Raw genomic sequence first — 24535 nt, forward strand, 5'->3', positions numbered from 1 at the left:
ACAGAAGAAATATTATATAACAGGTTAAAAAGTATCATTGCAGATAAAGGTTTTACAACTTTGTCCCTCTGAGCCTTTGCAACTTTGAACCTAAAAAAAAAATGAGTAAAATACTAATTATCGAAGACGAAGCAGCGATTAGAAGAGTTTTGGTAAAAATATTATCAGAAGAGAATGATTCGTATCAAGTTGATGAAGCTGAAGATGGAGTTGCGGGACTCGAAAAAATAAAAAATAACGATTACGATTTGGTTTTGTGCGATATAAAAATGCCAAAAATGGATGGTGTTGAGGTTTTAGAAGAAGTAAAAAAAGTAAAACCAGAAATTCCGATGGTCATGATTTCGGGTCACGGCGATATGGAAACTGCGATTCAAACGATGCGTTTGGGAGCTTTTGATTACATCTCAAAACCACCTGATTTAAATCGTTTACTGAATACAGTTCGTAATGCTTTGGATAAAAAACAATTAGTAGTTGAAAATAAAATCCTAAAGAAAAAAGTCAGCAAAAACTATGAAATGATTGGTGACAGCGAATCAATCAATCACATTAAGGTGATGATTGATAAAGTAGCGCCAACCGAAGCCAGAGTTTTAATTACTGGACCAAACGGAACTGGTAAAGAATTAGTGGCACATCAGTTACACGAAAAAAGTGAGCGCTCTGGTTTTCCTTTAATTGAAGTAAACTGTGCGGCGATTCCAAGCGAGCTTATCGAAAGTGAATTGTTTGGACACGTAAAAGGAGCATTTACATCGGCAGTGAAAGATCGTGCTGGAAAGTTTGAAGCAGCTGACAAAGGAACTATTTTCTTAGATGAAATTGGAGACATGAGTCTTTCGGCGCAGGCCAAAGTTTTGCGTGCACTTCAAGAAAATATGATTACTAGAGTTGGAGCTGATAAAGACATAAAAGTTGATGTTCGCGTAGTTGCGGCAACCAATAAAGACTTAAAAACAGAAATTGCCGAAGGTCGTTTTCGAGAAGATTTATACCATCGTCTGGCTGTAATTTTAATAAAAGTTCCACCTTTGAATGAAAGACGTGACGATATTCCGGCTTTGATTACGCATTTTGCAGAAAAAATTGCTTCGGAACAAGGAAATGCAGTTAAAGCTTTTTCGGCGCAAGCCATAAAATTATTGCAAGAATACGATTGGACAGGAAATATTCGTGAGCTTCGAAATGTAGTAGAAAGATTAATTATTTTAGGAGGAAACGAAATCTCTGAAAGTGATGTGAAAATGTTTGCAAGCAAGTAAATTAATTTAATGATTTAAAAATTTAATGATTTAAAAATTTAAGCAATGAGCTAAGAATTTTTCAATTTTTCAATTTTTTAAATCTTTTAATCATTAAGAATGAAACTAAAAAAAATAAACGAGAAATTACAAGACGCTTTAATTGAAAATGGTTTAACAGAAGCAAACGCTTTGCAGATGGAAACTTTTTCAACCATAAAAAGTGGTGCTGATTGTGTGATTATTTCTCCAAAAGGAAGTGGAAAAACAACTACAATTGTATTGAATGTAATTCAGCAATTGGCAGGAAAAAATGAAGAATCGCCTCGTGCTTTGATTATCGTCGAAGACAAAGATAAAATGAGTGCTATGGTGGAACTTTTCGAGAAATTAGGAAAATATGCTAATCTCGAAGTATATGGTGTACACGATAAAGGTGATATGGATTATGATAAAAATTACATTTCTACTGGAATTGATGTTTTAATTGGAACACCGACCAAATTAAATGATATGTTCAGTACAGCGGGTTATAACGTAAATCGTCTTAAAATGTTTATCATGGATGATGCTGACCCGATTTTGAAATTGCGCCACGATCCGAAAATTACACGTATTTCTAACAGTATTGCCAAAGTACAGCGAATTATCTTTTCTGAAACATTGACAGAACGTGTCGAAATTTTGGCAGATAAAATCATGGTCGAACCTTATTTATTCGATATGGATGAAGAAGGAGAAGAACTTGATGAAGATGAAGACGATATTGAAGAAGAATAGTTTATTATAAGTATACAGTCCCGGTTTTCAGTCTTAGTAATTGGAAAGCGGGATTTTTTATGAGTCGCAGTCTCAGTTTACAATTGCAATACTGAAAATTAAGACCGCTATTGAAAACTAAATTAAAAATATATTAGAATAAATTATAAGTCTCAGTCACAGTTTACGGTTAGAAACTGAAAACTGAGACTGAGAACTTAACATTAAAATACAAGTATCATGGGATTAATGAAAGTGTTTTCGGGAAGCGAAATTTTAGCAATTGCTTTACAAGAAAGATTAGAAGAAGCTGGAGTTGAAACAGTAAAAAAAGACAATATTCAATCAGCTCGTTTAGGTGGTTTTGGCGCAACAGATTTAGCAGTTGAAGTTTTTATTCAAGAAACTGATTTTGCAAAAGCAAATCCGGTTATTGAAGAATTTAGAATGAGCCTTTAAAAAAGTGTTCAGTATTCAGTTTCTGTCCTGTAAACCGAGACTGAAAACTGCGACTGAAAAGTATTAAAAATATGCAATACAAAATGTTAGTACTTGACATGGATGACACCTTGTTGACGGACGATCACAGAATATCTGATTTAAATAAAAAAGTATTATTAGAAGCTCAGGCAAAAGGAGTGCATGTTGTTTTGGCTTCGGGAAGACCAACTTCTGCCATGGCAGCTTATGCCAAAGAACTGAAAATGGATTTGAAAGATTCGTATATGATTTCCTTTAATGGAGCAATTATCAGTAGGGTAAAGGACGATTTTATTTTGTTCGAACAAAGATTAACTCCAGAACAAATCCATGCCTTATACGATTATAGCCAGGAAAAGAAAACGCATATTATTACGTATCTGGATAACGAAATTATAAGCGAAACAGATTCTAAATACATTGATGTCGAAAAAGAAATTACAGGAATGCATCACCATAAAGTTTCGAGTTTTAAAAGTTATGTTGACAGACCTGCTGTAAAATGCATTTTATTAGAAGAACCATCTTACTTAAAAGGATTGGAAAAAGATTTGAAAGAAAGAATGCCTCATTTGAGTGTCTCTATGTCAAAACCGTTTTTCCTTGAAGTGGCTCAAAACGGAATAGATAAAGCCGAAAGCCTAAAACTTCTGGCAGAAAGACTAGGAGTACAGCAAAATGAAATTATTGCTGTTGGAAATGCCGGAAATGATTTAACCATGATTGAATATGCTGGTTTGGGAGTTTGGGTCGATAATGTTGCTCCTGAATTACGCGACAAAGCAGATATAATTGTAGCATCAAACAATAATGATGGCGTTGCCGAAGTAGTACAGCGCTATATTTTAAATTAATCGATATGAAGAAACCAATTGAAACAGAACGATTGCTTTTAAGAGAATTACAGCTCTCAGACGCTGATGGTATGTTTGAATTGGATTCGAATCCAAATGTGCATTTATTTTTGGGCAATAGACCCGTTAAACATATTGAGGAAAGTATCGAATATATTCATTTCGTTCAGAAACAATACAAAGATTTTGGAATTGGCCGCTGGGCAGTTATTTTAAAGGAAACCAATGAGTTTCTGGGATGGTCTGGAATAAAATTCATAACAGATGAAATCAACGGACATAAAAATTTCTACGAAATTGGATATCGTTTCATCGAAAAACATTGGGGAAAAGGATATGCAACAGAAGCAGGAAAAGCTTTTGTAGAATACGCTTTTAATGAAATAAAAGCAGATGCAATTTATGCGTATGCAGATGCAGGAAATGAAAATTCAAGAAGAATACTTGAAAAATTGGGTTTACAGTATGTAAACTCTTTTGAATATGAGGAAGAATTAGAAGTTTGGTACGAACTCAAAAATCCTAATTTAACCTGAGAAGCGTATTCCAAATCTTTATAAACCAAAATCAGATTTGTAAAGATTTGGAAACACTCAGAGGTTTATTTATTTTTTAGCTACAGAAACAAAATACTTATTTCCGTCACCCATTGTCAATTTAACACGCTCATCGCAAAGATCAATTGCGAAGTTAGCACTTTCGTAGCAGCTGCAAGTTGTGTTTTTATCTTTCGACATTTCAGTTTTACAATTGTTGTTTTTAAAAGTCGCCAATTGTGGTGTATATAAACTTACTAAGTCAGTAGAAGCTGTTACTAATGAAATGATACTTGCTGAATTGTTGTTTGTAATTCTGTAAACAATTCTGTCAGTATAATTTACTTCGTTTACAGTTACTTTACGAATGTAAGTGTAAGCTGTAGATCCTTCACCTGGTTCTTTTACTTCAAATTTAAATCCAACGGCACGGATTGCAACATCAAATTGCTGTTGAGAGTTTAAACTTGCCCAAGTTGTTAAAGTACTGATAGAAGGAAATGGATTTGCAACAGGGGCATTAGTAGTTTGCGCTTGCGAACTAAAAACGGTTAAGAACATCAAGCAGATTGTGGGTAAAAATGCTTTCATAAAGCGTGGTATTTGTATTTTAATTTTTGCCTACTCTCTTTGGTTTTCGGCTTTCCCATTTCATTTTGTAACACAAAACAACAACATAACGAGTAAAATTCAAAATTGTTATGGCCGATTTATTATTAAATTAATCAAAACCATCTAAAATTCTTCAAACCGAATAAATCCAGCGCTCGAATTATAGAAAAGTAAATGTAAGATTTTTTCAATTTAAATCGATAAAAAATGCACTTAATCGATAAAATTTGCACTTAATCGATGTTTTTGTCATTTTATTCTTATTGAATTCTATCGATAAAGTTCGTAAAAAATATTGTTCTATCAAAATAAGATATGAAACAATGTTGCATTTTGTTTTAAAGAATATTACAATTTCTTGAAATGAAGTGTCTTATTGATTTTCTTTTACCAATTTTGTTTGTAAATTTGCAGCCTTAAATTTTTTGACAACGATTTCATTAATTTAAGAAAATTATGGAAAATAGAAAAAAAGTTGCCTTTTACACGCTGGGTTGTAAGCTGAATTTTTCAGAGACTTCTACAATCGCCAGAAATTTTACAGACGAAGGTTTTGACCGCGTCGATTTTGAGGAAGTTGCCGATATTTATGTGATCAACACCTGCTCTGTAACCGATAATGCCGATAAGCAGTTCAAGCAGGTTGTAAAAAAGGCAATGAAATTAAATGAAAAGGCTTTCGTAGCAGCAGTTGGCTGTTATGCCCAGTTAAAACCAGAAGAATTAGCGGCTGTAGATGGTGTTGATTTGGTTTTGGGAGCTACAGAAAAATTTAAAATCACAGATTATATTCACGACTTAAGCAAAAACGATATGGGTGAAGTGCACTCATGCGAAATTGCTGAAGCTGATTTCTACGTAGGAAGTTATTCTATTGGCGATCGTACACGTGCTTTCTTGAAAGTCCAAGATGGCTGTGATTACAAATGTACCTATTGTACCATTCCTTTGGCACGTGGAATTTCAAGAAGTGATGCTTTAGAAAACGTATTAAAAAACGCTAAAGAAATCTCAGCTCAAAACATTCGTGAGATTGTTTTAACTGGAGTAAACATTGGCGATTACGGAAAAGGAGAATTTGGAAATAAAAAACACGAACATACTTTTCTGGATTTAGTTCAGGCATTGGATAAAGTGGAAGGAATCGAACGTTTAAGAATCTCTTCGATCGAGCCGAATTTATTAAAAAATGAAACCATCGAATTCGTTTCTAAAAGCCGAACTTTTGTGCCTCATTTTCATATTCCGTTACAATCAGGAAGCAACGATATTTTGAAGTTAATGAAACGCCGTTATCTGCGCGAAGTATATACAGATCGTGTTAATAAAATTCGCGAAGTAATGCCTCATGCTTGTATCGGTGTCGATGTAATTGTAGGTTTTCCGGGTGAGACAGATGAGCATTTCTTAGAAACGTATCATTTCCTTAACGATCTTGATATTTCATATCTGCATGTTTTTACCTATTCTGAAAGAGATAACACAGAAGCTGTCGATATGCCGGGAGTTGTTCCTGCTAACATTAGATCTAAAAGAAGTAAAATGCTTCGTGGATTATCGGTTAAGAAACGCCGTGCTTTTTATGAAAGCCAGCTAGGAACTAAGAGAACTGTTCTTTTTGAAGGAGAAAATAAAGAAGGTTACATTCACGGATTTACTGAAAATTACGTAAAAGTAAAAACACCATGGAATCCAGAATTGGTAAATACGCTGCAAGAAATCAATTTAACAAAAATCGACGAAGACGGAAGCGTTCGCATGGAGTTTGTTAATAAATTGGCCGAAGCTTAAAATTTAGAACTTTGGTCAAAGTTTTAAACTTTGACCAAAGTTGATATACTACAAAAAACAAAGCCTCTTTTAAGAGGCTTTGTTTTTATAACGAATTCTGATCATCAGGAATTACCAGTTTCAAAGAATTAATATAATCGGTATCAAACTCGATTACTCTGATTTTTTCAGGATTAAAACCTAATTCTCCGCCAAACTGACCTCTTGTGTCTAAAAAGTTTATCGTCAATTCTTCGGCGTTCAATTCAATTAATTTTCCTAGATAAGCTGATTTAGATGATTTTTTGGCAATCTGAAAAATGCCGTATTTCTCAGAAATAAAATTCATAATCGTGGCTAAATCTTTGATTGGAATAATATCTTCAGAATTGGTTTTTAAACCTTTTAAGCGAATTACCTTTTCGGTAAAAGCCAAATCAGAATCTCTATTTACGCTTTGAATATTTTTATTTCTCAAAATGACAAAACCATCCAATACAAAATCAACTGGATTGTTTCGAAGCAAAATCCAATCATCAGAATAATCAATAAGGAATCCGGTAAAAATTTCTTTTTTATCCAGAAACTCAATTTCGATTAATTGTCTTAAATATTGTTCCATCATAATAAATTTAAAAACCCCAATATTTTAAATTCCAAATTCCAAACTTGAAAGCAATTGGAATTGGAACTTGAAAAATTGAAATTACTTTTTAAGGATTAGTAGACCAAATACTGCTGTTTTTAATAAACACTCTTCGGTTTAATTTTAATTGCGCAATAATCAAATCGGCCATATCTTCAGACTGCATTACTTTTTCAGGATTTCCGTCTGTCAGGTTTAGATCTTTTGCCATATCGGTTGCAACGGTACTTGGCGTTAAAGCAGTCACACGAATGTTGTGTTTTCTCATTTCCTGCATCAAAGAATCAGTTAATCCTAAAACAGCAAATTTAGAAGCACTGTAAGCACTTGTTAACGCATTTCCGTTTAAACCTGCAGTCGATGAAATATTGATGATGTCTCCAGCTTGTCTTTCGATCATATTTGGAATCACGGCACGTGTTGCATAATACGTTCCCATTAAATTCACTTGAATAATTCTTTCCCATGCTTCTGGTTCTAATTCTAGGAATTTTCCAAAAGAAGCGATTCCAGCGCTGTTAATCAGAATATCAATGTGTTTAAATTCCGCCAAAGCTTTTTCAACGGCAGTAGTAATTGAATTGATATCAGAAACATCGGCGCTTAAGGCCAAAGCTTTTACACCAAGATTTGAAACTTCATCTGCCAGCTGTTCGATATCTTTTTGAGTTCTTGAAACCAAGATCAAGTTTACACCTTCTTTTGCCAAAGCAACAGCAACGGCTTTTCCTATCCCTTTTCCTGCGCCAGTAATTAAAGCGTTTTTATTTTTTAAATCGGTCATGATTGTATTTTTAGAAATGCAGAAAGCATCATTATAAGTCTTACAAAAATAAGATTTTGAAAACTAAAATGATGCTTTAGGATGTATTCTTAATCTAAGTTTAACAACTTTTTATTATTCTTTCAGAACCATGTCAATACACATAACTGCTCCTAAAATTAACTGTCTCAACGAACTATCTGCTGGAACATTCTCTTCGATTTGAAGTACATAATTATCAGCACTGGTGAAAAATTCTTTTCCTAATCCTGCCCATTTTTTACTTACCTGAGCCAATTGTTTGTTTTCGTGCGAAAATTTAAAATCCCATCCCGTCCATTTTCCTTGAAGTGTTGCGACAGGTTTGTCATTTTTGTCCAGAATATCAAATTTACCTCCAATAGAAAAGAACTTTTGCTTGAAAGTTCCAACCAGACGATCTTTTTCATCTAGAACTTCTACAGTTGATCTGAAAATAGCAACGCCACGTCTAACAGTAATTAGTTTTTCGCCCGAAGCAGTTGTGATTTCCACATTAAACGGAGTAGCTCTTTTATAATCAGTAAAACGAAGTATTTTAGTGAAAAAACCAAGATTATTTTCTCGGCAGTTCATGATAATTTGATTGGTTTGCGGATCGTAAATGTCATAGTTGTTAGCCGCTTTAAACATTCCGATATGTTCTTTTACTAAAAATAGATTTTGGCTTAAAATAGGATTCATACGTTTGTAAAAATATTAGTTTTTAGAAATAAGAACCAAATGTAATAAAATATTGATTAATTATTCTTTTAAGGGAATTGCAAACTAATACGAATTTGTTTGTTTTTTTAGTGTAATTAAAACGATACCATCTAAACCTCTGCCGTGACGAATGAAATCTATTTCATCGGCTTTGATGATTTTAATAGATTCAATGTCATTTGGATTGATTTTAGAAAATTGAGATACAGTGATTATATTGCCATCCAGAATGAATAACGGTTCTGTTTTTGAAGCAAGGGAAAGAGGCTCACGAATTATTACACTTTTTTCAGCAGCATAATTTTTATTTTGAGGTGTAATTTGAGTTCCGCTGATTTTTTTCTGTACCGAAGAATCAATTGGAACTGCCCATTTTATAGTATCATTTCCAACTCCTCTAATCTCTTTTTTTTGTGCCGTCGTCACGAAACCTATAAGTATAGCAATGGCTGATGAAATAAGTTTTACACTTTTCATAATCATAAATTTTAGACAAGGTTTGAGTTTAACTTTGTGAAAGTTGTAAACTTTGACAATGCTTGAGATTATTTTTTTGGAGTTGGCTTTCCAGTTTTAGTAGTGATAATCACAACACCATTTCTCCCTTTTTCGCCATATTTTGCTGTGGCTTCAAGATCTTGAAGAACCGTAATGGTTTTTATTTCCTGCTGGTTCAAAGGGGCATACGGACTTGTTGGGTTTGCTCCAAATAAATCATTTTCTGAATAATAAATTCCATCAATAATATACAAAGGTTCGTCTAACACCACAAGCGATTCTACATTTTCCGGCTGAAGATTCGGAAGTTCGGCCTGCATCATTTTATCTCTTTTTTTATCATCGCTGTGAGCCATTGCATTTCCATTTAGAATTACCAAAGGCACACTTTTTTTAGCTCTCTCCATTGATTGGGCTGCATAAGCTCTTTTAGCAGATTCTCTTTCAACACTTCTACCATATCCAAAATCAGTAACGGTTTCTTCTTTTGCAACCGCTGGTTCTTCATAAATAGCATTATCTTTTGACGGTGCCGCGCCTGGAGCAGATTGATCGACTGCCATAGACGGCATAGGCATTGCCAATGCTTTAATAGTATTAACAGTATCTTGCATAGTGACAGTCTGCGGATTCTTAACTTGATCTTCTAATATTTTAGCTGCTTCAGTTTTTGGAACCAATTGAGAATTTGATGAAACTACTTCGTTGTTTTCTTCAACAGAAGCATTTTTATTGGGGTCGTGTTTGTCACCGATTGTTACAACTGAATTATTAATCTCTGTATTTGAAGTTTTATCTGATCTTAAAAATTGAGTGCCTAAAGAAATTAATAGTAAAAGAGAGGCTGCAACAGCGATTTTTTTCCATAATGCAATTGTTTTTTTATCCTCTTTTTTATCGAGTTTATCTTCTAGACGTGACCATACTTTTTCCATTCCTGGAAAATCTTTGGTTTCTGCATTTTCTGCAGCTTCCTTAAATTTGTTAAATATTTTATCTTGATTGTCCATGACTATTTTGCTTTTTGATAATACAATTTACTAACCAGTTCTTTGAGTTTGGTTTTGGCAGCGTTTAGTTGTGATTTTGAAGTGCCTTCAGAAATATTCAGCATGGCCGCTATTTCTTTGTGTCCGAAACCCTCAATCACAAAAAGGTTAAAAACCGTCTTACATCCATCTGGAATGTGGTTTAGTAAATTGAGTAAATCCTCTTCTTCTAATGCATTTACCTCTTCTGTAAAAGGCTGCGAAAGTACTTTTACATCATCAAGATACATATTGAAATTGGTGTTTTTCTTAATGGTCGCTAAACAATGATTTACCGTAATTTTTCTAGCCCAGGCTTCAAATGCTTTTTCTTCTTTGAGCTGATCTAGTTTTGTAAATATGGTATAGAAAGCGTCAGCCATAGCTTCTTCAATTTCTTCTTCTTTCTTGAGGTATCGTTTACATACACGATACAATTTCGGAGCCATGTGTTCATAAACCTGACGCTGAGCATCTCGGTTCATTTTTCTACAGCCGGAAATTAGAGTTTCGTTTATCACAATTTTGGTCTTTACTTATAAAGAGAGCTAAAAAGAAAAAAAGGTTGGGACAGGCATGAAAAATATTAAAATATTTTTTAGGGTCAGAGTTACAAAGTTACAAAGGATCAAAGTTTTAGTGTAGCGGCGCACTGCAGTGTGTCTTGCGTGAGATTCCTCCTTGCCCTCTAATATTAACAAGCAGGTTTTATTTAATCGGCAGACTCAGTTTATAAATCTTAGTTTCTAAAACTTCGGTGTCATTATCTTCGCAAAGTAAAAACTCAATTTTATTATTTTCTTTTTTATAGAAAGTCAGACCTTCAAATTTATTGGTTGACGTTATTTTTTGAGTGAAATCAATTTTCATAGTTTTTAAATCGATTCTTCCAATGAAGCTTCCTAAAATCTCGCCATCGTCATAAGTCGATTTGGTGTCTTCGGCAGTCGAAAGGAAATAGATTTTATCGTCTACCAAAACGGCATCGGTAAAACTGGAACGAACTCCTTTTATTTTGGGTAATTTATAATTGACAGAAATCAATGCAAATTCATCTCCGAGATTCTTGGCATGAATTGTAAAAATGGTGTTTTTATTTGAAATTCCATTTCCGCGATTGAACAAATACCAGTTTTCGCCATCAAAAATAGCGCCTTCTAAATTGAAATCTTCCGGTTTAATTGAACCAAAATTCTGCATTACGGCATATAAATCGGCTAGATTATTTTTTTGTAAAACGGTTTTGGTCTTAAGATCAAATTCGATCATTTTGTTGCGGTTTTCGGTTGAGCCGGAACCAAAAACATAAAGTGTATCGTTATGATGCGTTATAGATTCGAAATCAGGTTTTAGATTTTTTGGAATATTTTGCGTTGGATTGTCAATTAATGCGTGCTGATTTAATTGTTTGCTTTCAATATTATATTCATATAAAAAACCGCTGTTGTCGCCAATAACATAAAGTGCATCGTTATTAAAAAATAATCCCGAAGCAGATCCAATTCCTATAATTTGAAATAATATTTCTAATGTGAATTTTTCCATGAAATGTTTGTTTTGAAAAGATTTTGGCTAATACTAATGCGATGATTGCCAGTTTTGATAGTAACCGTAATTCGTAAAATTACTATATTTATAATATAAAAAATGAAATTAGTATGAAATCAATAGATCCGCAAGATTTTAAAGTTACCGATAAAATAAAATTGAAAAAGCTTCCCACTTTGATTAAAGTGGAAGCAGAAGATGATGAGAAAGAAGAAAAACTCGATAAGGTTAAAGAAAAACTAAGTGATCTGCAGGATATTATGTATGCGCACAATAAATATTCGGTTTTGATTTGCCTTCAAGGAATGGACACTTCTGGAAAGGACAGTTTGGTTCGTGAAGTTTTTAAAGAATTTAATCCGCGCGGAGTAGTGGTTCACAGTTTTAAAACGCCTAATTCGACTGAGTTGGAACATGATTATTTATGGCGTCATTATATTGCACTTCCAGAAAAAGGAAAATTTGCCATTTTTAATCGAACACATTATGAAAATGTTCTGGTAACACGTGTTCATCCTGAATTTATTCTGGCCGAAAATTTACCCGGAATTAACTCAGTTGATGATATTACACCAAAATTCTGGAAAAACAGAATCGAACAGATCAATAATTTTGAAAAACACATTGCAGAAAATGGAACGATCGTTATGAAGTTTTTTCTGCACTTAAGTAAAGACGAACAAAAAAATCGTTTACTGCGTCGATTAGAAGAAGGAAAACACAATTGGAAATTCTCGCCAGGCGATTTAAAAGAACGCGATCATTGGGATGAATACCAGCAATATTATGAAGAAGCTATAAACCAAACTTCTACAGATTATGCGCCTTGGTATGTTGTTCCTGCAGATGATAAAGATATGGCACGTTATATTGTGGCTAAAATTATTTGGGAACAAATGAAACAGTACACGGATATTCAGGTTCCGGAATTAGATCCAGAAATAAAAGACAATTTTGATTTGTATAAAAAGAAGCTGGAGAATAGTTAATTAGATAATTAGTCAATTATATATTGTGTCAATTTACAATTGGCTTCTCTCTAAAAAATACTAAACCCGGCAGACTATGAAAACTGCCGGGTTAGTTACCAAAAACAAAAAAATAAAATAAACCTTGTATTTTTATAAGTCAAAACCATACGCTAAACGAAGCGCGATTTGATTGGTTTTGAATTTGTTGTAGTCCTCATAACGGACACTAATGTCAATGTATTTGTTGGCATAACCAATACTAGGTGACCACAAAAAAGAGGTGTCGTTGTAACCATTTGTTACAGCAAATCCAGCACCTGCTTCACCCATGATATAAAATTGGTCTTCCCAGATAAAAGCTTTAAAACCAGCTTTTGCAGGAATAAAACCTAAGTCTTTCACATTGTTTCCAGCATCATCTTTACCAATAAATAAATTAGTAAAACCTGTAGTCAATGTTAATGATGTTCTTTTAGACAAATCATATTGTAAACGAACGTCTCCGCCTAGCGCCCAGTCGTAATCGCCATCTGTAGGCAGACCACCGCTTAAACCAAAACCTAATCTAAATCCCTGATCGTAATTTGTTGCTGCGCTATCTTGAGCGAAAGTTGTATTTGTGTATAAAAAAGCGAAAGCAGCGAGGCATATAATTTGTAATTTTTTCATGGCACGTATTTTTTTAATTATTAATAATGTAAAAGTATAATCAAGCCCGTTGGAGCTCGTTATATAATTTTTAAAAATCGTTACATAATATTGGGGTGTGCTTAATTTTGGCTTAAAATCACGATATATTTTTATTGATTGAACAGAATTCACCGCTTCTGACTATCTTTGCCGACTAAATAAAATACAAGTGAATTTAAAGCAGTACACCAAAGAGTTTTCGTATAATTTAAAATTGGCATATCCCGTAATTTTAGGGATGGTTGGACATACTTTAATAGGTATTGTCGACAATATAATGGTAGGGAAATTAGGAAGTACTGAACTGGCTGCAGTTTCATTAGGAAACAGTATGATCTTTATTGCCATGTCACTTGGAATTGGTTTTTCTACCGCCATAACCCCAATCGTTGCCGAAGGCGATGCTGAAAAAAACGACTCTAAAATTCGTTCGGCATTTCATCACGGATTGTTTTTGTGTACCATTTTAGGTTTACTACTTTTTAGTGTTATTATGTGCGCAAAACCTGTAATGGAATTATTAAAACAACCTGAAGATGTCATTAAACTGGCAAAACCATATTTAGGATGGGTAGCTTTTTCTTTGATTCCGCTTATTATGTACCAAGGCTATAAACAGTTTGCCGATGGAATGTCTTTGACCAAATATTCGATGTATGCGATGGTTATGGCAAATGTACTTCACGTTGGTTTAAACTATGTTTTGATTTACGGAATCTGGATTTTTCCAAAAATGGGAATTATTGGCGCCGCACTTGGAACAGTAATTTCGAGAATATTTCTGGTCATGTTTATGCATATTATGCTTTCAAGACGAAATGACTTAAAACGCTTTTTCAAAAATTTCAGTTTTAACGAAATCAAAAAAGCGACTATTAAAAAGATCATCAGTATTGGTTTTCCTTCAGCTATGCAAATGCTTTTTGAAGTCGTTTTATTTACGGCTTCTATCTGGCTTTGCGGTAACATTGGCAAAACAAGTCAGGCCGCGAATCAAATTGCCCTGAGTCTGGCTTCAATGACTTTTATGTTTGCCATGGGATTAAGCGTCACTTCGATGATTAGAGTAAGTAATCAAAGAGGTCTTACGGATTATAAAAAACTGATTGTTGTAGCTCGTTCTATATTTTTATTGGCGATAATTTTAGAAACCGTTTTTGCTGTTTTCTTTATTGTCTTCCACGATTATTTACCGCATATCTTTTTGAATATGGAAAACACAGGACAGATTTTAGATAATGAAGAAGTAATAAGCATTGCTTCAAAATTATTATTAATCGCAGCAGTTTTTCAAATCTCAGACGGAATTCAAGTTGTGGTTTTAGGAGCTTTAAGAGGTTTGCAAGATGTAAAAATACCAATGTATATTACCTTTGTAGCCTATTGGATTATTGGTTTTCCAATTTCTTACTATTTAGGAGAGTATACCGGATTAAAAGCACAAGGAGTTTGGATTGGACTTTTGGCGGGATTAACAGCCGCAGCTATTTTTCTGTATCTTCGTTTTCATTACTTAACCAAGAAGTTAATCGCAAATTCATTTTCAGATAATTAAATTTGAAAAATATATAACAGGTTTTTGAGTATCGAAATATTCACAATCTGTATCAAATAGTAACAAACACTAAAAATAAATATAATGGAATTACCTAAATTTTTACTTGGAGACAATACTGATTTTCCAGATGATATTTTTATCATTCACTTAGATTATCCAAGATTTATCATCAATTTAAAAGACGATGAGGTTGAATTTTTGGAAGAAGCAGAAGATCTTGATGAAGCAGAATTAAATGCTGAAATGGAAGGCCTTATCGAAAAGGCGAATGAGTTTTACGACAGAGAAGTAAACCGTTACGAAGAGTAATTGTTTTCAGGATTTACGTTCTTATATTAATTTCAGATGAAAAATTTACGTTTTTTAAAACCGATTTTTAGTTTTATTGCTATTGGATTATTGATAACAACTTTGAGTCGTATATTTCTATTTTTTCTTTTTAAAGAAAGAGTAGTTCAGACACCAAATTATTGGTATATATTTCCAATTGGTCTGCGAATGGATTTGATTTTACTTTGTTATTTATCATTTCTTCCAGCAGTTCTAGTTACATTTCTTCCTAATAAATGGATGAAATTCACCAATAAATTTTTGGTTTTTTACAGCTTTTTGTTCCTGTTTCTGATTCTATTTGTAGAATTGGCTTCACCAGACTTTGTAAAACAATACGATACACGTCCCAACAAAATTTTCTTGGATTATCTAATCTACCCCAAAGAAGTTGTTGGAATGCTTTTAAAAAGCTATTTAACCTCTATTATTGTAACATTCTTAATATTAGGAATTGTATTGTATTTTGCCTTTAAAAAAGGAAAACATCTTTTTCATACTGCTACTTCTCAATACAAATTCAGATTAATGATTTTTCCATTAGTCGCATTTTTATTGTTTTTTGGAGCACGTTCAAGTTTAGTTTCAAAACGTCCTATCAATGCCAGTAATGCTGTTTTCTCAACAGATCAATTAACGAACTGTTTAGGATTGAATTCATTTTATACAGTTGCTTTTGCTGCTTATTCTATTAAGAATGAAGGAAACACAAAAATGTACGGTAAAATGAATGAAGCCGAAGCCATAGCGCGCGTTAAAAAATACATGATTGCCGGGCCAAAAGATTTTACAGATCCCGAAATTCCTTTCTTGCATGTACAGCAGCCAGATTCTGTTGTTAAAAAACCGTACAATCTGGTGATTTTCCTTCAAGAAAGTTTAGGGGCAGAATACGTGGGTATTTTAGGAGGAAAACCATTAACTCCTGAATTTGATAAATTATCGAAAGAAGGAACTTTGTTTACCAATTTGTATTGCACAGGAACACGAAGTGTACGAGGAATTGAAGCTGTTGTGACAGGATTTTTACCATCGCCGTCAGAAAGTGTGGTTAAATTAGGAAACTCGCAGCAAGGATTCTTTACACTTGCTGATGCTTTAAAACACAAAGGTTACGATACCAGTTTTATTTATGGTGGAATGGCCAATTTTGATAATATGGCTTCATTTTTCAATGGAAATGGTTTTGAAGATATTGTAGATCAAACCGATTTTGAATCTGATGGAAAGAAATATGCGTTTAAAGGAACTTGGGGTTATTCTGATGAAGATTTAGTTACCAAAGCCAATGAATATTTCAAATCAAAAGGCAATAAACCGTTTTTCTCTCTGATGTTCTCAACGTCTAATCACGAACCTTTTGAATATCCAGAAGGACGAATTAAACCGTATGATAAAAAAGCTGCTACTGTTAATAATGCCATGAAATATGCTGATTTTTCAATTGGAAAATTCTTCGAAATGGCGAAGAAAGAAGCGTATTTCAAAAACACAATTTTCATTGTCATAGCTGACCACAATACAAGAACGTACGGAAAAAATTTAGTACCCATAAATAAATTCCATATTCCGGCTTTCATTATGGGACCTGGCGTTCCAAAAGGAGCCGTTTACAACAGACTGGCCAGTCAGATCGATATTCCGCCAACTTTATTAGGGTATTTAGGTATTCCGTTCGAAACTCCAATGGTTGGACGAAATCTGAATAAATTAGATCCAAAAGTACTAGGAAGATCAATTATGCAGTTTAATGATATCAATGCTTTTAGAGTTGAAAATCAAGTTGTCATCATGCAGCCGAATTTGAAACCACTGCAATTCGAAATCAAAAATGATACGACTTTAATCCCAGTAAAACTAAACGAAGATTTAGCTAAAGATGCTTTAGCACACGTTATTACGGCAGGCAATTTGTATAAAGAGAATAAATACAAGCTTAGGGATACAAAAAAATAGTTTTTAATTTATTTAAAAAAGCTGTTAGATATGTAATTTCATACTTAACAGCTTTTTTTGTATTAAAATTCAAACGAAAAGGGTAACAAAAAAATAGTTTAATTGATATATACTCAAATCCAAAGGCGTAACCCGAAAAGCCAAAGATAGAGTAGGGACAATTAAATTATTTATTATGAAAAGAATACAACAAAAAAAATCTGGAGTATTAAAAGTAATGTTAGTTTTAATGTTTGCCGCTTTTTTTATAAGCTGCAGCAACGATTCCAGCGAAAATCAAAATGCTCAATTATCAAACACAGAGCAGCAAAATCAGCCCAATACTCAAAAATATTTACCTCATTACGAAGGGTTTATTGTACGAGCTTGGGGAGCACATAATATTGACTGCAGCCAGCCAGATGGTTTTTGTAATTTTGTTTATTACGACTGGATAATCTATGGATTTGGGAAACCAACCTCTGATGGAACACCAGTACGTGTTGCAAATGAAAAAGGAAATTTTGTTATGGAAATTGAAAAAAGCGCTTTAACCCCAGAACATCAAAAAGTATTATTACGAAATGGAGATGTATATGTAATTCCTGAAGGACAAATTATTCAACCGGAATTAGTTAAATCTTTAAAATTCAGTTCAGACATTTTAGTTCCTGGTAAATATCGTATTCAAGAAAGTGAAGAGACCTATACAATTTCAATCAATGTAAAATAAAAGAAATATTAAAAAAAGCTGTAAGGAATTAAAAGCTCTTTTTATATTGATTTAATAAAAGCTGAGCGGCTGCAAAAGGTGATATTTCATTATTTTGCACCGCTTTTTTATTTTGTTCCAATAATGAAATGATTTCTGGCTGATTGTAGAAATTTTGTTTCAATTGTTCATTGATGGTTTCCATCATCCAGAATTGGTTTTGTTCGTTTCTTTTTTCCTGAAAAAATCCCGTTTCTTTAGTCATTTCAAAATAATCCAAAATACTGTTCCAAACATCCGAAATGCCATCTTTTGTAATCGAGCTGCAAGTTGTCACTTTCGGCTGCCAGTTTGATTTTTTGGGAGGAAATAAATGAAGTGCACGATTAAATTCAACTTTTGCTTGATTGGCTCTCTTGATATTATCACCGTCTGCTTTATTGATTACGATTGCGTCTGCCATTTCCATAATACCACGTTTGATTCCTTGAAGTTCATCGCCGGCGCCGGAAATTTTCAATAATAAGAAAAAATCTACCATACTGTGAACAGCAGTTTCACTTTGTCCAACGCCAACCGTTTCTATAATTATGGTGTCAAAACCTGCAGCTTCACATAAAATAATCGATTCACGAGTTTTACGCGCAACACCGCCTAAATTTTCCCCCGAAGCACTCGGACGTATAAAAGCATTTTCATCTTTTACCAATTCTTCCATTCGGGTTTTGTCGCCCAAAATACTGCCATGCGAAATAGAACTGCTGGGATCAACTGCCAAAACAGCAACTTTTTTTTCTAATTGCGTTAAATGTGTTCCAAAGGCTTCAATAAAAGTACTTTTTCCAACACCGGGAACACCAGTAATTCCAATTCGAAGCGATTTATTAGCATGAGAAATACAACCGTTGATAATTTCGTTTGCTTTTTCGGCATGTTCCGGATTCGTGCTTTCAATTAACGTAATGGCACGGCTTAAAGAAGTTCGGTTTCCTTCGAGAATTCCTGCAATTAATTCGGTAGCGGTAGGCTGTTGTCTGCGTTTAAATTTAATTTGATTAATAGCCGAAACGTTGGTGATTTCGGGAGATGAAATTCCAGCTTTTTCAGATAAACTGCCGGCTTGTTTATTAAAATCAGACAAAACGCATTATTTAGAATTGTAAAAGTACTGAAAACAAAAACAGTTTCAAAAGACAAATGTTCCTTTGAAACTGTATAAATTTATTTGCCACGAATTCACGAATTATTGTTGCATTTTTTTATCATTCTAAATGAAATCGAAAGACACGAAATCTCAAAAATCGGTAATTCCGATTATATACAGTTTCGTGTAATCTGTATCTTCATCATGATTAAATATAATTCGGCTAAAAAATAATTCGTGAATTGCTTCGCCTGTTCGCTATCGCTCGAGTCGTGGCGAAAAAAAAAATTAATACCCAGCCGTAAATCTAACTTGGTGGTGTTTTGGAGTTTCGATTTCATCAGCAATTACAACCGCTAAATCTTCTACAGATAAAATACTTCTTTGTTCGTCGTTGAAAACCGGATTTTCTAATCCCAAACGGTATTTCCCAGTTCTGCCTGTTGTAATTCCCTGATGCATTTCGAAAGCCGGGCTAAAGAATGTCCAATCTAATTCTTTTTCTTCTCTTAAAATATTTAAATAATCTCTTGCAGCAGTTGCGCCAGCATAAAATTCTTTTGGAAAATCTGGAGTGTCAACCGCCTGTAAACCTGGAGCAACAAATAAACTTCCTGCACCGCCAATCGTGATGTAACGTTTAACACCCGATTTTTTAACTGCTTCTTGAATTGCTTTAGAACCTGCTAAAAAGTCATCATAAATATTAGGATTTGTCCATCCCGGATTGTAAGCATTAACAACTGCATCGTGACCTTTTAAAATTTCTGCCAAAGCATCAACATTAAAAATGTCAGCCGCAATCCACGTAGCATTTGCAGTATCTTTTGGTGTTCTTGCGATAGCCGTAATTTCCTGTTTTCTATCTGCTAATTCGTTTAAAATAGCTGAGCCTACAAATCCAGTAGCTCCAATAAGTGCGATTTTCATAATATATAAATTTATTTAGTAATAAAAAATGTTACAGTTTAGGTTAAAAAAATAGTTTTAAAATTGATTCGAAAAATCTTCCAATGAAATACCTTCTAGCTGTGCGCCGACTTTCTTGTTCATTTCGCTGTATAAATTTTCTAAATGCTGATTGATGTTTTTTCCAACAGGACAATCAGGATTCGGTTGATTTTTAGCAAAACCCAAACCAATGGTTTCAAAAGTCATTTCGAATATTTGTTTTAAAGTCAGTTCAGCAGCATTAACTGCCAATTTCGTACCGCCATTTTTTCCTTCTTTACTTTCTACAATATGATGTGATTTGAGGTTGGCAATTTCTTTTCGAACCAAAACAGGATTTAAATTAATACTTCCCGCGATAAACTCCGAAGACAAATAGTCGTTTGGGAATTTATGCAGCAGCGTAAGAATATGAATCGTTATAGCGAATTTACCTGAAACCATACTGTAATAAAATATGTTACAAATTTATATCTTTTTATAACACAAAATACTAATTTAACTATTTTTTTGGAAATGAGTGATTAGTGATTAGTGAAAAGTAATTAGTCAATAGTGAAAATTAGGTGTTTACAAAATTATCGTTGTCAGGCTAATTACTCATCACTTTTCAATAATCACTAAAATTTAAATACTTATTTTTGTTATGATCTTACCATATGAACAACTTTCTAATATTTCTATTTCTTTCACTCGGATTGATTTTACAGCGGGTAAAACAATTTCCGACTCATATTTACAAGACGATTAACAAAATTGTTATTTATATATGTCTTCCGGCAATTACCTTATATCATATTCCAAAAATAAAATGGAGCAATGAATTATTGTTTCCGATAGGAGCGGGCTGGATTAGTTTTTTTCTGGCGTTTTTATTTTTTCATTTTTTAGGACGAAGATTAGGCTGGTCAAACAAGCTAATTGGTTGTTTGATTTTAACAGCAGGATTAAGTAATTCTTCGTTTTTAGGATATCCAATTGTGGAAGCTTTATTTGGGAAGAAAGGTTTGGAAACGGCGGTATTAGTAGATCAGCCCGGAACTTTTGTGGTCGTTTCGACTTTGGGCGTTTTTGTCGCAGCTTTTTATTCGAATGGAAATCCCGATTTTAAAAGCATTGCTAAAAAGATTATTTTCTTTCCGCCATTTATAACTTTTGTTGCGGCTTGTTTGCTGAATGTTTTTAACGCTGAATTGGATGCCAATATCGAATCGGTTTTATTGAAATTAGGAAGTCTGGTAACACCACTTGTTTTATTTTCGGTTGGATTGCAGTTGAGTTTTGATCGGAAAAGCCGCCATTGGAAATTTTTGCGTCTCGGACTTTTCTTCCGTTTAATTGTGACTCCTTTCATTATTTTCGTTTTATATGTTTTCATTTTTAACCAGCATTCCGAAGCCATTAAAATTACGATTATAGAAATTGCCATGGCACCTATGATAACGGGCGCAATTCTGGCTTCGACTTATGGATTAAAACCCAAATTAAGCAGTATGATGATTGGTTTTGGAATTCCTATTTCGTTTATAACGATTGCTTTATGGTACCTTATAATGGGATTTATTTAACTTAAAATAGTAATTATATCGAGAAAGTAGAATTTTAACGTTTTTTAAGAAATTTGATGTTTTCTCTATATATTTTTTCTTTAATTTTAGAGAAACTAAAAAATTAAATTATGTCAACATTACGATTAGGCGATATAGCTCCAGATTTTCACGCAGAAACCACACAAGGTCCTATTAATTTTCACGAATGGTTAGGAGATTCGTGGGGTGTTTTATTTTCGCATCCTGCAGATTTTACTCCAGTTTGTACAACTGAGTTAGGAACTGTAGCGAATTATGTTCCTGAATTCCAAAAGAGAAATACAAAAGTTATTGCTTTGAGTGTGGATGGATTGGATTCTCACAAAGAGTGGATAAAAGATATTAACGAGACTCAAAATACAGAAGTAAATTTCCCAATTATTGCTGATGAGGATAAGAAAGTAGCCAATCTATACGATATGCTTCATCCAAATGCAAGCGATAAATTTACAGTTCGTTCTGTTTTTGTTATCGGACCAGATAAAAAAATCAAATTGACTTTAACGTATCCAGCTTCTACAGGAAGAAATTTTGATGAATTACTTCGTGTAATCGACAGTTTACAGTTAACGGCAAATTACAGTGTTGCCACTCCAGCAAACTGGAAAGATGGTGAAGATGTAGTCATTGCTCCTGCAATTCCAGATAGCGATATTCCTGCTAAATTCCCAAAAGGACACACACCAATTAAGCCTTATCTGCGTTTAACACCGCAGCCGAATAAGTAACTTTAAGGTTCAAAGGAGCAAAGGTTCAAAGGAGCAAAGGTTCAAAGGGACAGAGGGACAAAGTTTAAAGGCTGATATTTTTCCATTTGGAAAAATATCAGCCTTTTTATTTTCTACGAGATTTTTGAACCTCTGTCCCTTTGAACCTTTGCACCTTCAAAAGCCATCAAAGCGCTCATTCTTTTCTTATCTCCAACCACCCATAGGATGTCATTTCTTTCTAAGACTAAACTAGATTCTGGGTTTAAGATGCGATTTCCGTTTCGTTCGATTCCTACGACCATTCCGTTAGTTTTGGCTCTGAATTGTCCGATGCTTTTTTTGATGAATTCTTCTTGAGAAACTTCCAGCTGACGTAAAACAATATTTGTTTCTTCGACCTTTCCAGGCGCTTCGGTTTCATTTTGATTTAGGTATTTGGTAAACTCGGCAATTTGGGCATCGGTACCAATTACACAGATTTCATCGCTTGGAAATAAACGTTCGGTTTTGGTTGGAATAGGGATCGTAACATCTCCTCGTTTGATATAAGCAATGTTGATTCCTAATTGCTCCCGGATTTTTAATTCTTCTAAAGTTTTACCAACTAAATTGGATTCTTTTTTAATTTCAAAAAAGGACATATGACCATCCCACGGAGTTAAATTGGCATATCGTCTATCAATTTTTTTGTTTTCGCGGTCGTTGAGGTTTTTCAAGAAATGATTCTCAATTTTATGATATTGTTCGTTTAATTTTTTAGGGAAAATTTGATACGCTCCAATCGCAATAATCAAGGCAATAAATGCGACTAAAGGAGAAAAGAAAATATTCAGCAAAAATCCTACGAAGAACAATCCAAGACTCATTCTAATTAAAATAAGCATTAAAAGGGCGCCGCGGTATTTTCGTTCTTCCCATAATGTTTCAACTTCATCTACTTTTACACGTCGCAGTGAAAGTGCCCATAAAAAAGGAGCAATTACGACTAAGGTTAATAAAGCCGCTAAAGTATTTCCGAATCGCGTATCAGCAACTAAAGGCGCAACGAATTTAGAAGACAATAAAATAATGGCCGTAATAATTATGGTATGGAGAATAATTTGTGTGATTGAAGATCTTAAAACAATCTGCCAAGTGCTTACTGATTTAATGGCTTGCGCATTTACACTGTAACGGTTGATATTTTTAACCCATTTTTTAGGCATTTTAGATTCTAAAAAAAGAGCAAAACCTTCTGAATATTTAATTAAAAATGGAGTTGTAAAAGTTGTGATCGCCGAAACAGCCACGATAATTGGATACAAGAAATCACTGGTTACTTTTAAAGTCATTCCAAGTGTGGCAATGATAAAAGAGAATTCTCCAATTTGCGCCAAACTCATTCCGGTTTGAACAGATTGTTTTAAAGGCTGTCCCGAAAGCAAAGCTCCAATTGAGGAACTAAATGCTTTTCCGAAAATAGTCAATAGCGTAATTAAAGCTACTGGAAGAGCGTATATAACTAATGTTCCAGGATTAATTAACATTCCCACAGAAACGAAGAAAACAGCACCAAATAGATCCTTTACAGGCTGAATTAAATGTTCGATTTTTTCTGCCATTGTGGTTTCAGCAATGATTGATCCCATAATGAAAGCTCCAAGTGCCGGAGAAAAACCAACATTGGCTGCAAAAATTACCATCATTAAACACAAAGCGAGCGAAATAATCAGCAGCATTTCATCGGTTAAAAGATGTTTGGCTTTTTTTAGAATAGTTGGAATAATGAAAATTCCGCCTAAGAACCAAATGATTAAAAAGAAAACCAGTTTTAAAACAGATTGTAAAAGTTCGGCTCCAGAAACCTGATCGCTCACGGCAATTGTTGAAAGGAGTACAAGCATTAAAATGGCAACGATATCTTCAACAATAAGAGCTCCAAATACAATTCCAACGAACTTTTTTCCTTTTACACCTAATTCGTCAAACGCTCTGATAATAATGGTTGTGGATGAAATAGAGAGTGTCGCTCCTAGAAAAATACTGTCCATTTTTCCCCAGCCCATCCATTGGCCCACACAATATCCTATGAGTGTCATGAATAAAATCTGGGTGATGGCGGTGACGGAAGATGTACCGCCCACTTTCATCAACTTCTTAAAACTGAATTCGAGCCCTAAACTAAATAATAAAAATATAACACCGATTTCGGCCCAGACTTCGACACTTTTCATGTCGGTAATCGAAGGGAAAAAATCAAAATGGTTTCCCGCTAAAAAACCTGCAATCAGGTAGCCTAAAACCAAAGGTTGTTTCATTTTTTTAAATAGAAGAACGGCAATTCCGGCAGTCATCAGGATTAATCCCAGATCACTAATTAAGGGTTGTAAGTGGTGTGTACTTTCTGCAGCGGCATTTAAGGCAATCATAAGTGGTATTTTAGTTTTTTAGGAGCTAGTCCAGCTTTCCATTTCAAATAAAATC

26 protein-coding genes are annotated in these 24535 nt (G+C 33.9%); 13 read left to right on the top strand and 13 right to left on the bottom strand.

Features of this window, described 5'->3' with window-relative positions:
• Nucleotides 1-101: 101 nt before the first annotated feature.
• The 5 genes from J0383_RS16025 (at nt 102) to J0383_RS16045 (ending at nt 3873) form a co-directional block, all read left to right on the top strand.
• Entirely contained in the window at nt 102-1265 is a 1164-nt protein-coding gene (locus J0383_RS16025) for a sigma-54-dependent transcriptional regulator (RefSeq protein WP_207294993.1), read from the top strand.
• A gap of 99 nt (nt 1266-1364) precedes the next feature.
• A complete protein-coding gene (locus tag J0383_RS16030) occupies nt 1365-2024 on the top strand; it encodes a DEAD/DEAH box helicase (RefSeq protein ID WP_207294994.1) in 660 nt (219 codons plus the stop codon).
• Nucleotides 2025-2243: 219 nt separating this feature from the next.
• Nucleotides 2244-2462 (top strand): putative signal transducing protein, encoded by a 219-nt coding sequence (locus tag J0383_RS16035; protein WP_207294995.1) that lies wholly within the window; start codon nt 2244-2246, stop codon nt 2460-2462.
• A gap of 83 nt (nt 2463-2545) precedes the next feature.
• Nucleotides 2546-3337 carry a Cof-type HAD-IIB family hydrolase gene (locus J0383_RS16040; protein ID WP_239023084.1) on the top strand — a complete coding sequence of 264 codons (792 nt, stop codon included), beginning with the start codon at nt 2546-2548 and terminating at the stop codon, nt 3335-3337.
• A 5-nt stretch (nt 3338-3342) separates the two neighbouring features.
• Nucleotides 3343-3873: a GNAT family N-acetyltransferase gene (locus tag J0383_RS16045; RefSeq protein WP_207294997.1), complete on the top strand. Its 531-nt coding sequence runs from the start codon at nt 3343-3345 to the stop codon at nt 3871-3873.
• Nucleotides 3874-3942: 69 nt separating this feature from the next.
• On the opposite strand, the gene J0383_RS16050 is transcribed toward J0383_RS16045, so the two are convergent.
• Nucleotides 3943-4464 (bottom strand): hypothetical protein, encoded by a 522-nt coding sequence (locus J0383_RS16050; protein ID WP_044048609.1) that lies wholly within the window; start codon nt 4462-4464, stop codon nt 3943-3945.
• Between the two features lie 477 nt (nt 4465-4941).
• On the opposite strand from J0383_RS16050, the gene mtaB reads away from it, so the two are divergent.
• Nucleotides 4942-6276 (top strand): tRNA (N(6)-L-threonylcarbamoyladenosine(37)-C(2))-methylthiotransferase MtaB, encoded by a 1335-nt coding sequence (gene mtaB / locus J0383_RS16055; protein ID WP_207294998.1) that lies wholly within the window; start codon nt 4942-4944, stop codon nt 6274-6276.
• A gap of 85 nt (nt 6277-6361) precedes the next feature.
• On the opposite strand, the gene J0383_RS16060 is transcribed toward mtaB, so the two are convergent.
• The 7 genes from J0383_RS16060 to J0383_RS16090 form a co-directional block, all read right to left on the bottom strand.
• Nucleotides 6362-6877, bottom strand: coding sequence for a hypothetical protein (locus tag J0383_RS16060; protein ID WP_207294999.1), 516 nt, complete (start codon nt 6875-6877; stop codon nt 6362-6364).
• 91 nt (nt 6878-6968) lie between these two features.
• Nucleotides 6969-7685, bottom strand: a complete 717-nt coding sequence (locus J0383_RS16065) for a 3-ketoacyl-ACP reductase (protein ID WP_207295000.1) — start codon at nt 7683-7685, stop codon at nt 6969-6971.
• A 114-nt stretch (nt 7686-7799) separates the two neighbouring features.
• Complete coding sequence (locus tag J0383_RS16070) at nt 7800-8387, bottom strand: LURP-one-related/scramblase family protein (protein ID WP_207295001.1); 588 nt, start codon at nt 8385-8387, stop codon at nt 7800-7802.
• 84 nt (nt 8388-8471) lie between these two features.
• Nucleotides 8472-8885 carry a hypothetical protein gene (locus tag J0383_RS16075; protein WP_207295002.1) on the bottom strand — a complete coding sequence of 138 codons (414 nt, stop codon included), beginning with the start codon at nt 8883-8885 and terminating at the stop codon, nt 8472-8474.
• A gap of 68 nt (nt 8886-8953) precedes the next feature.
• On the bottom strand, nt 8954-9916 hold the full coding sequence (locus J0383_RS16080; protein WP_207295003.1) for a hypothetical protein: 963 nt from the start codon (nt 9914-9916) through the stop codon (nt 8954-8956).
• Between the two features lie 2 nt (nt 9917-9918).
• Entirely contained in the window at nt 9919-10419 is a 501-nt protein-coding gene (locus J0383_RS16085; protein ID WP_207298715.1) for an RNA polymerase sigma factor, read from the bottom strand.
• 223 nt (nt 10420-10642) lie between these two features.
• Nucleotides 10643-11479: a DUF6929 family protein gene (locus tag J0383_RS16090; RefSeq protein WP_207295004.1), complete on the bottom strand. Its 837-nt coding sequence runs from the start codon at nt 11477-11479 to the stop codon at nt 10643-10645.
• Nucleotides 11480-11592: 113 nt separating this feature from the next.
• Between J0383_RS16090 and J0383_RS16095 the strand changes: the two genes are divergently transcribed.
• The gene (locus J0383_RS16095; protein ID WP_207295005.1) at nt 11593-12471 is read left to right on the top strand and encodes a PPK2 family polyphosphate kinase; all 879 of its coding nucleotides are present in this window, start codon (nt 11593-11595) and stop codon (nt 12469-12471) included.
• Between the two features lie 132 nt (nt 12472-12603).
• Here the strand turns inward: J0383_RS16095 and J0383_RS16100 are convergent, their stop codons facing one another.
• Nucleotides 12604-13122, bottom strand: a complete 519-nt coding sequence (locus J0383_RS16100; RefSeq protein ID WP_207295006.1) for a hypothetical protein — start codon at nt 13120-13122, stop codon at nt 12604-12606.
• Nucleotides 13123-13312: 190 nt separating this feature from the next.
• Between J0383_RS16100 and J0383_RS16105 the strand changes: the two genes are divergently transcribed.
• The 4 genes from J0383_RS16105 to J0383_RS16120 all read left to right on the top strand — a co-directional run bounded on the left by J0383_RS16105 (nt 13313) and on the right by J0383_RS16120 (nt 17699).
• Complete coding sequence (locus tag J0383_RS16105; RefSeq protein ID WP_207295007.1) at nt 13313-14698, top strand: MATE family efflux transporter; 1386 nt, start codon at nt 13313-13315, stop codon at nt 14696-14698.
• 84 nt (nt 14699-14782) lie between these two features.
• Nucleotides 14783-15010 carry a hypothetical protein gene (locus J0383_RS16110; RefSeq protein ID WP_012026986.1) on the top strand — a complete coding sequence of 76 codons (228 nt, stop codon included), beginning with the start codon at nt 14783-14785 and terminating at the stop codon, nt 15008-15010.
• Nucleotides 15011-15046: 36 nt separating this feature from the next.
• A complete protein-coding gene (locus tag J0383_RS16115; RefSeq protein WP_207295008.1) occupies nt 15047-16987 on the top strand; it encodes an LTA synthase family protein in 1941 nt (646 codons plus the stop codon).
• A gap of 175 nt (nt 16988-17162) precedes the next feature.
• Entirely contained in the window at nt 17163-17699 is a 537-nt protein-coding gene (locus tag J0383_RS16120; RefSeq protein WP_207295009.1) for a hypothetical protein, read from the top strand.
• Between the two features lie 28 nt (nt 17700-17727).
• Here the strand turns inward: J0383_RS16120 and meaB are convergent, their stop codons facing one another.
• From meaB to J0383_RS16135, 3 genes are all read right to left on the bottom strand, one after another.
• Nucleotides 17728-18819: a methylmalonyl Co-A mutase-associated GTPase MeaB gene (gene meaB / locus J0383_RS16125; protein WP_207295010.1), complete on the bottom strand. Its 1092-nt coding sequence runs from the start codon at nt 18817-18819 to the stop codon at nt 17728-17730.
• Nucleotides 18820-19110: 291 nt separating this feature from the next.
• Complete coding sequence (locus J0383_RS16130) at nt 19111-19752, bottom strand: NAD(P)-dependent oxidoreductase (protein ID WP_207295011.1); 642 nt, start codon at nt 19750-19752, stop codon at nt 19111-19113.
• 57 nt (nt 19753-19809) lie between these two features.
• Nucleotides 19810-20217, bottom strand: a complete 408-nt coding sequence (locus tag J0383_RS16135) for an Rrf2 family transcriptional regulator (RefSeq protein WP_207295012.1) — start codon at nt 20215-20217, stop codon at nt 19810-19812.
• Nucleotides 20218-20432: 215 nt separating this feature from the next.
• Between J0383_RS16135 and J0383_RS16140 the strand changes: the two genes are divergently transcribed.
• Entirely contained in the window at nt 20433-21341 is a 909-nt protein-coding gene (locus J0383_RS16140) for an AEC family transporter (protein WP_207295013.1), read from the top strand.
• Nucleotides 21342-21451: 110 nt separating this feature from the next.
• Nucleotides 21452-22090 carry a peroxiredoxin gene (locus J0383_RS16145; protein WP_207295014.1) on the top strand — a complete coding sequence of 213 codons (639 nt, stop codon included), beginning with the start codon at nt 21452-21454 and terminating at the stop codon, nt 22088-22090.
• 113 nt (nt 22091-22203) lie between these two features.
• Here J0383_RS16145 and J0383_RS16150 read toward each other — a convergent pair whose 3' ends face one another.
• Complete coding sequence (locus J0383_RS16150) at nt 22204-24480, bottom strand: cation:proton antiporter domain-containing protein (RefSeq protein WP_207295015.1); 2277 nt, start codon at nt 24478-24480, stop codon at nt 22204-22206.
• Between the last annotated feature and the right edge of the window lie 55 nt (nt 24481-24535).

This window comes from Flavobacterium endoglycinae (assembly GCF_017352115.1).
GTDB lineage: Bacteria > Bacteroidota > Bacteroidia > Flavobacteriales > Flavobacteriaceae > Flavobacterium > Flavobacterium endoglycinae.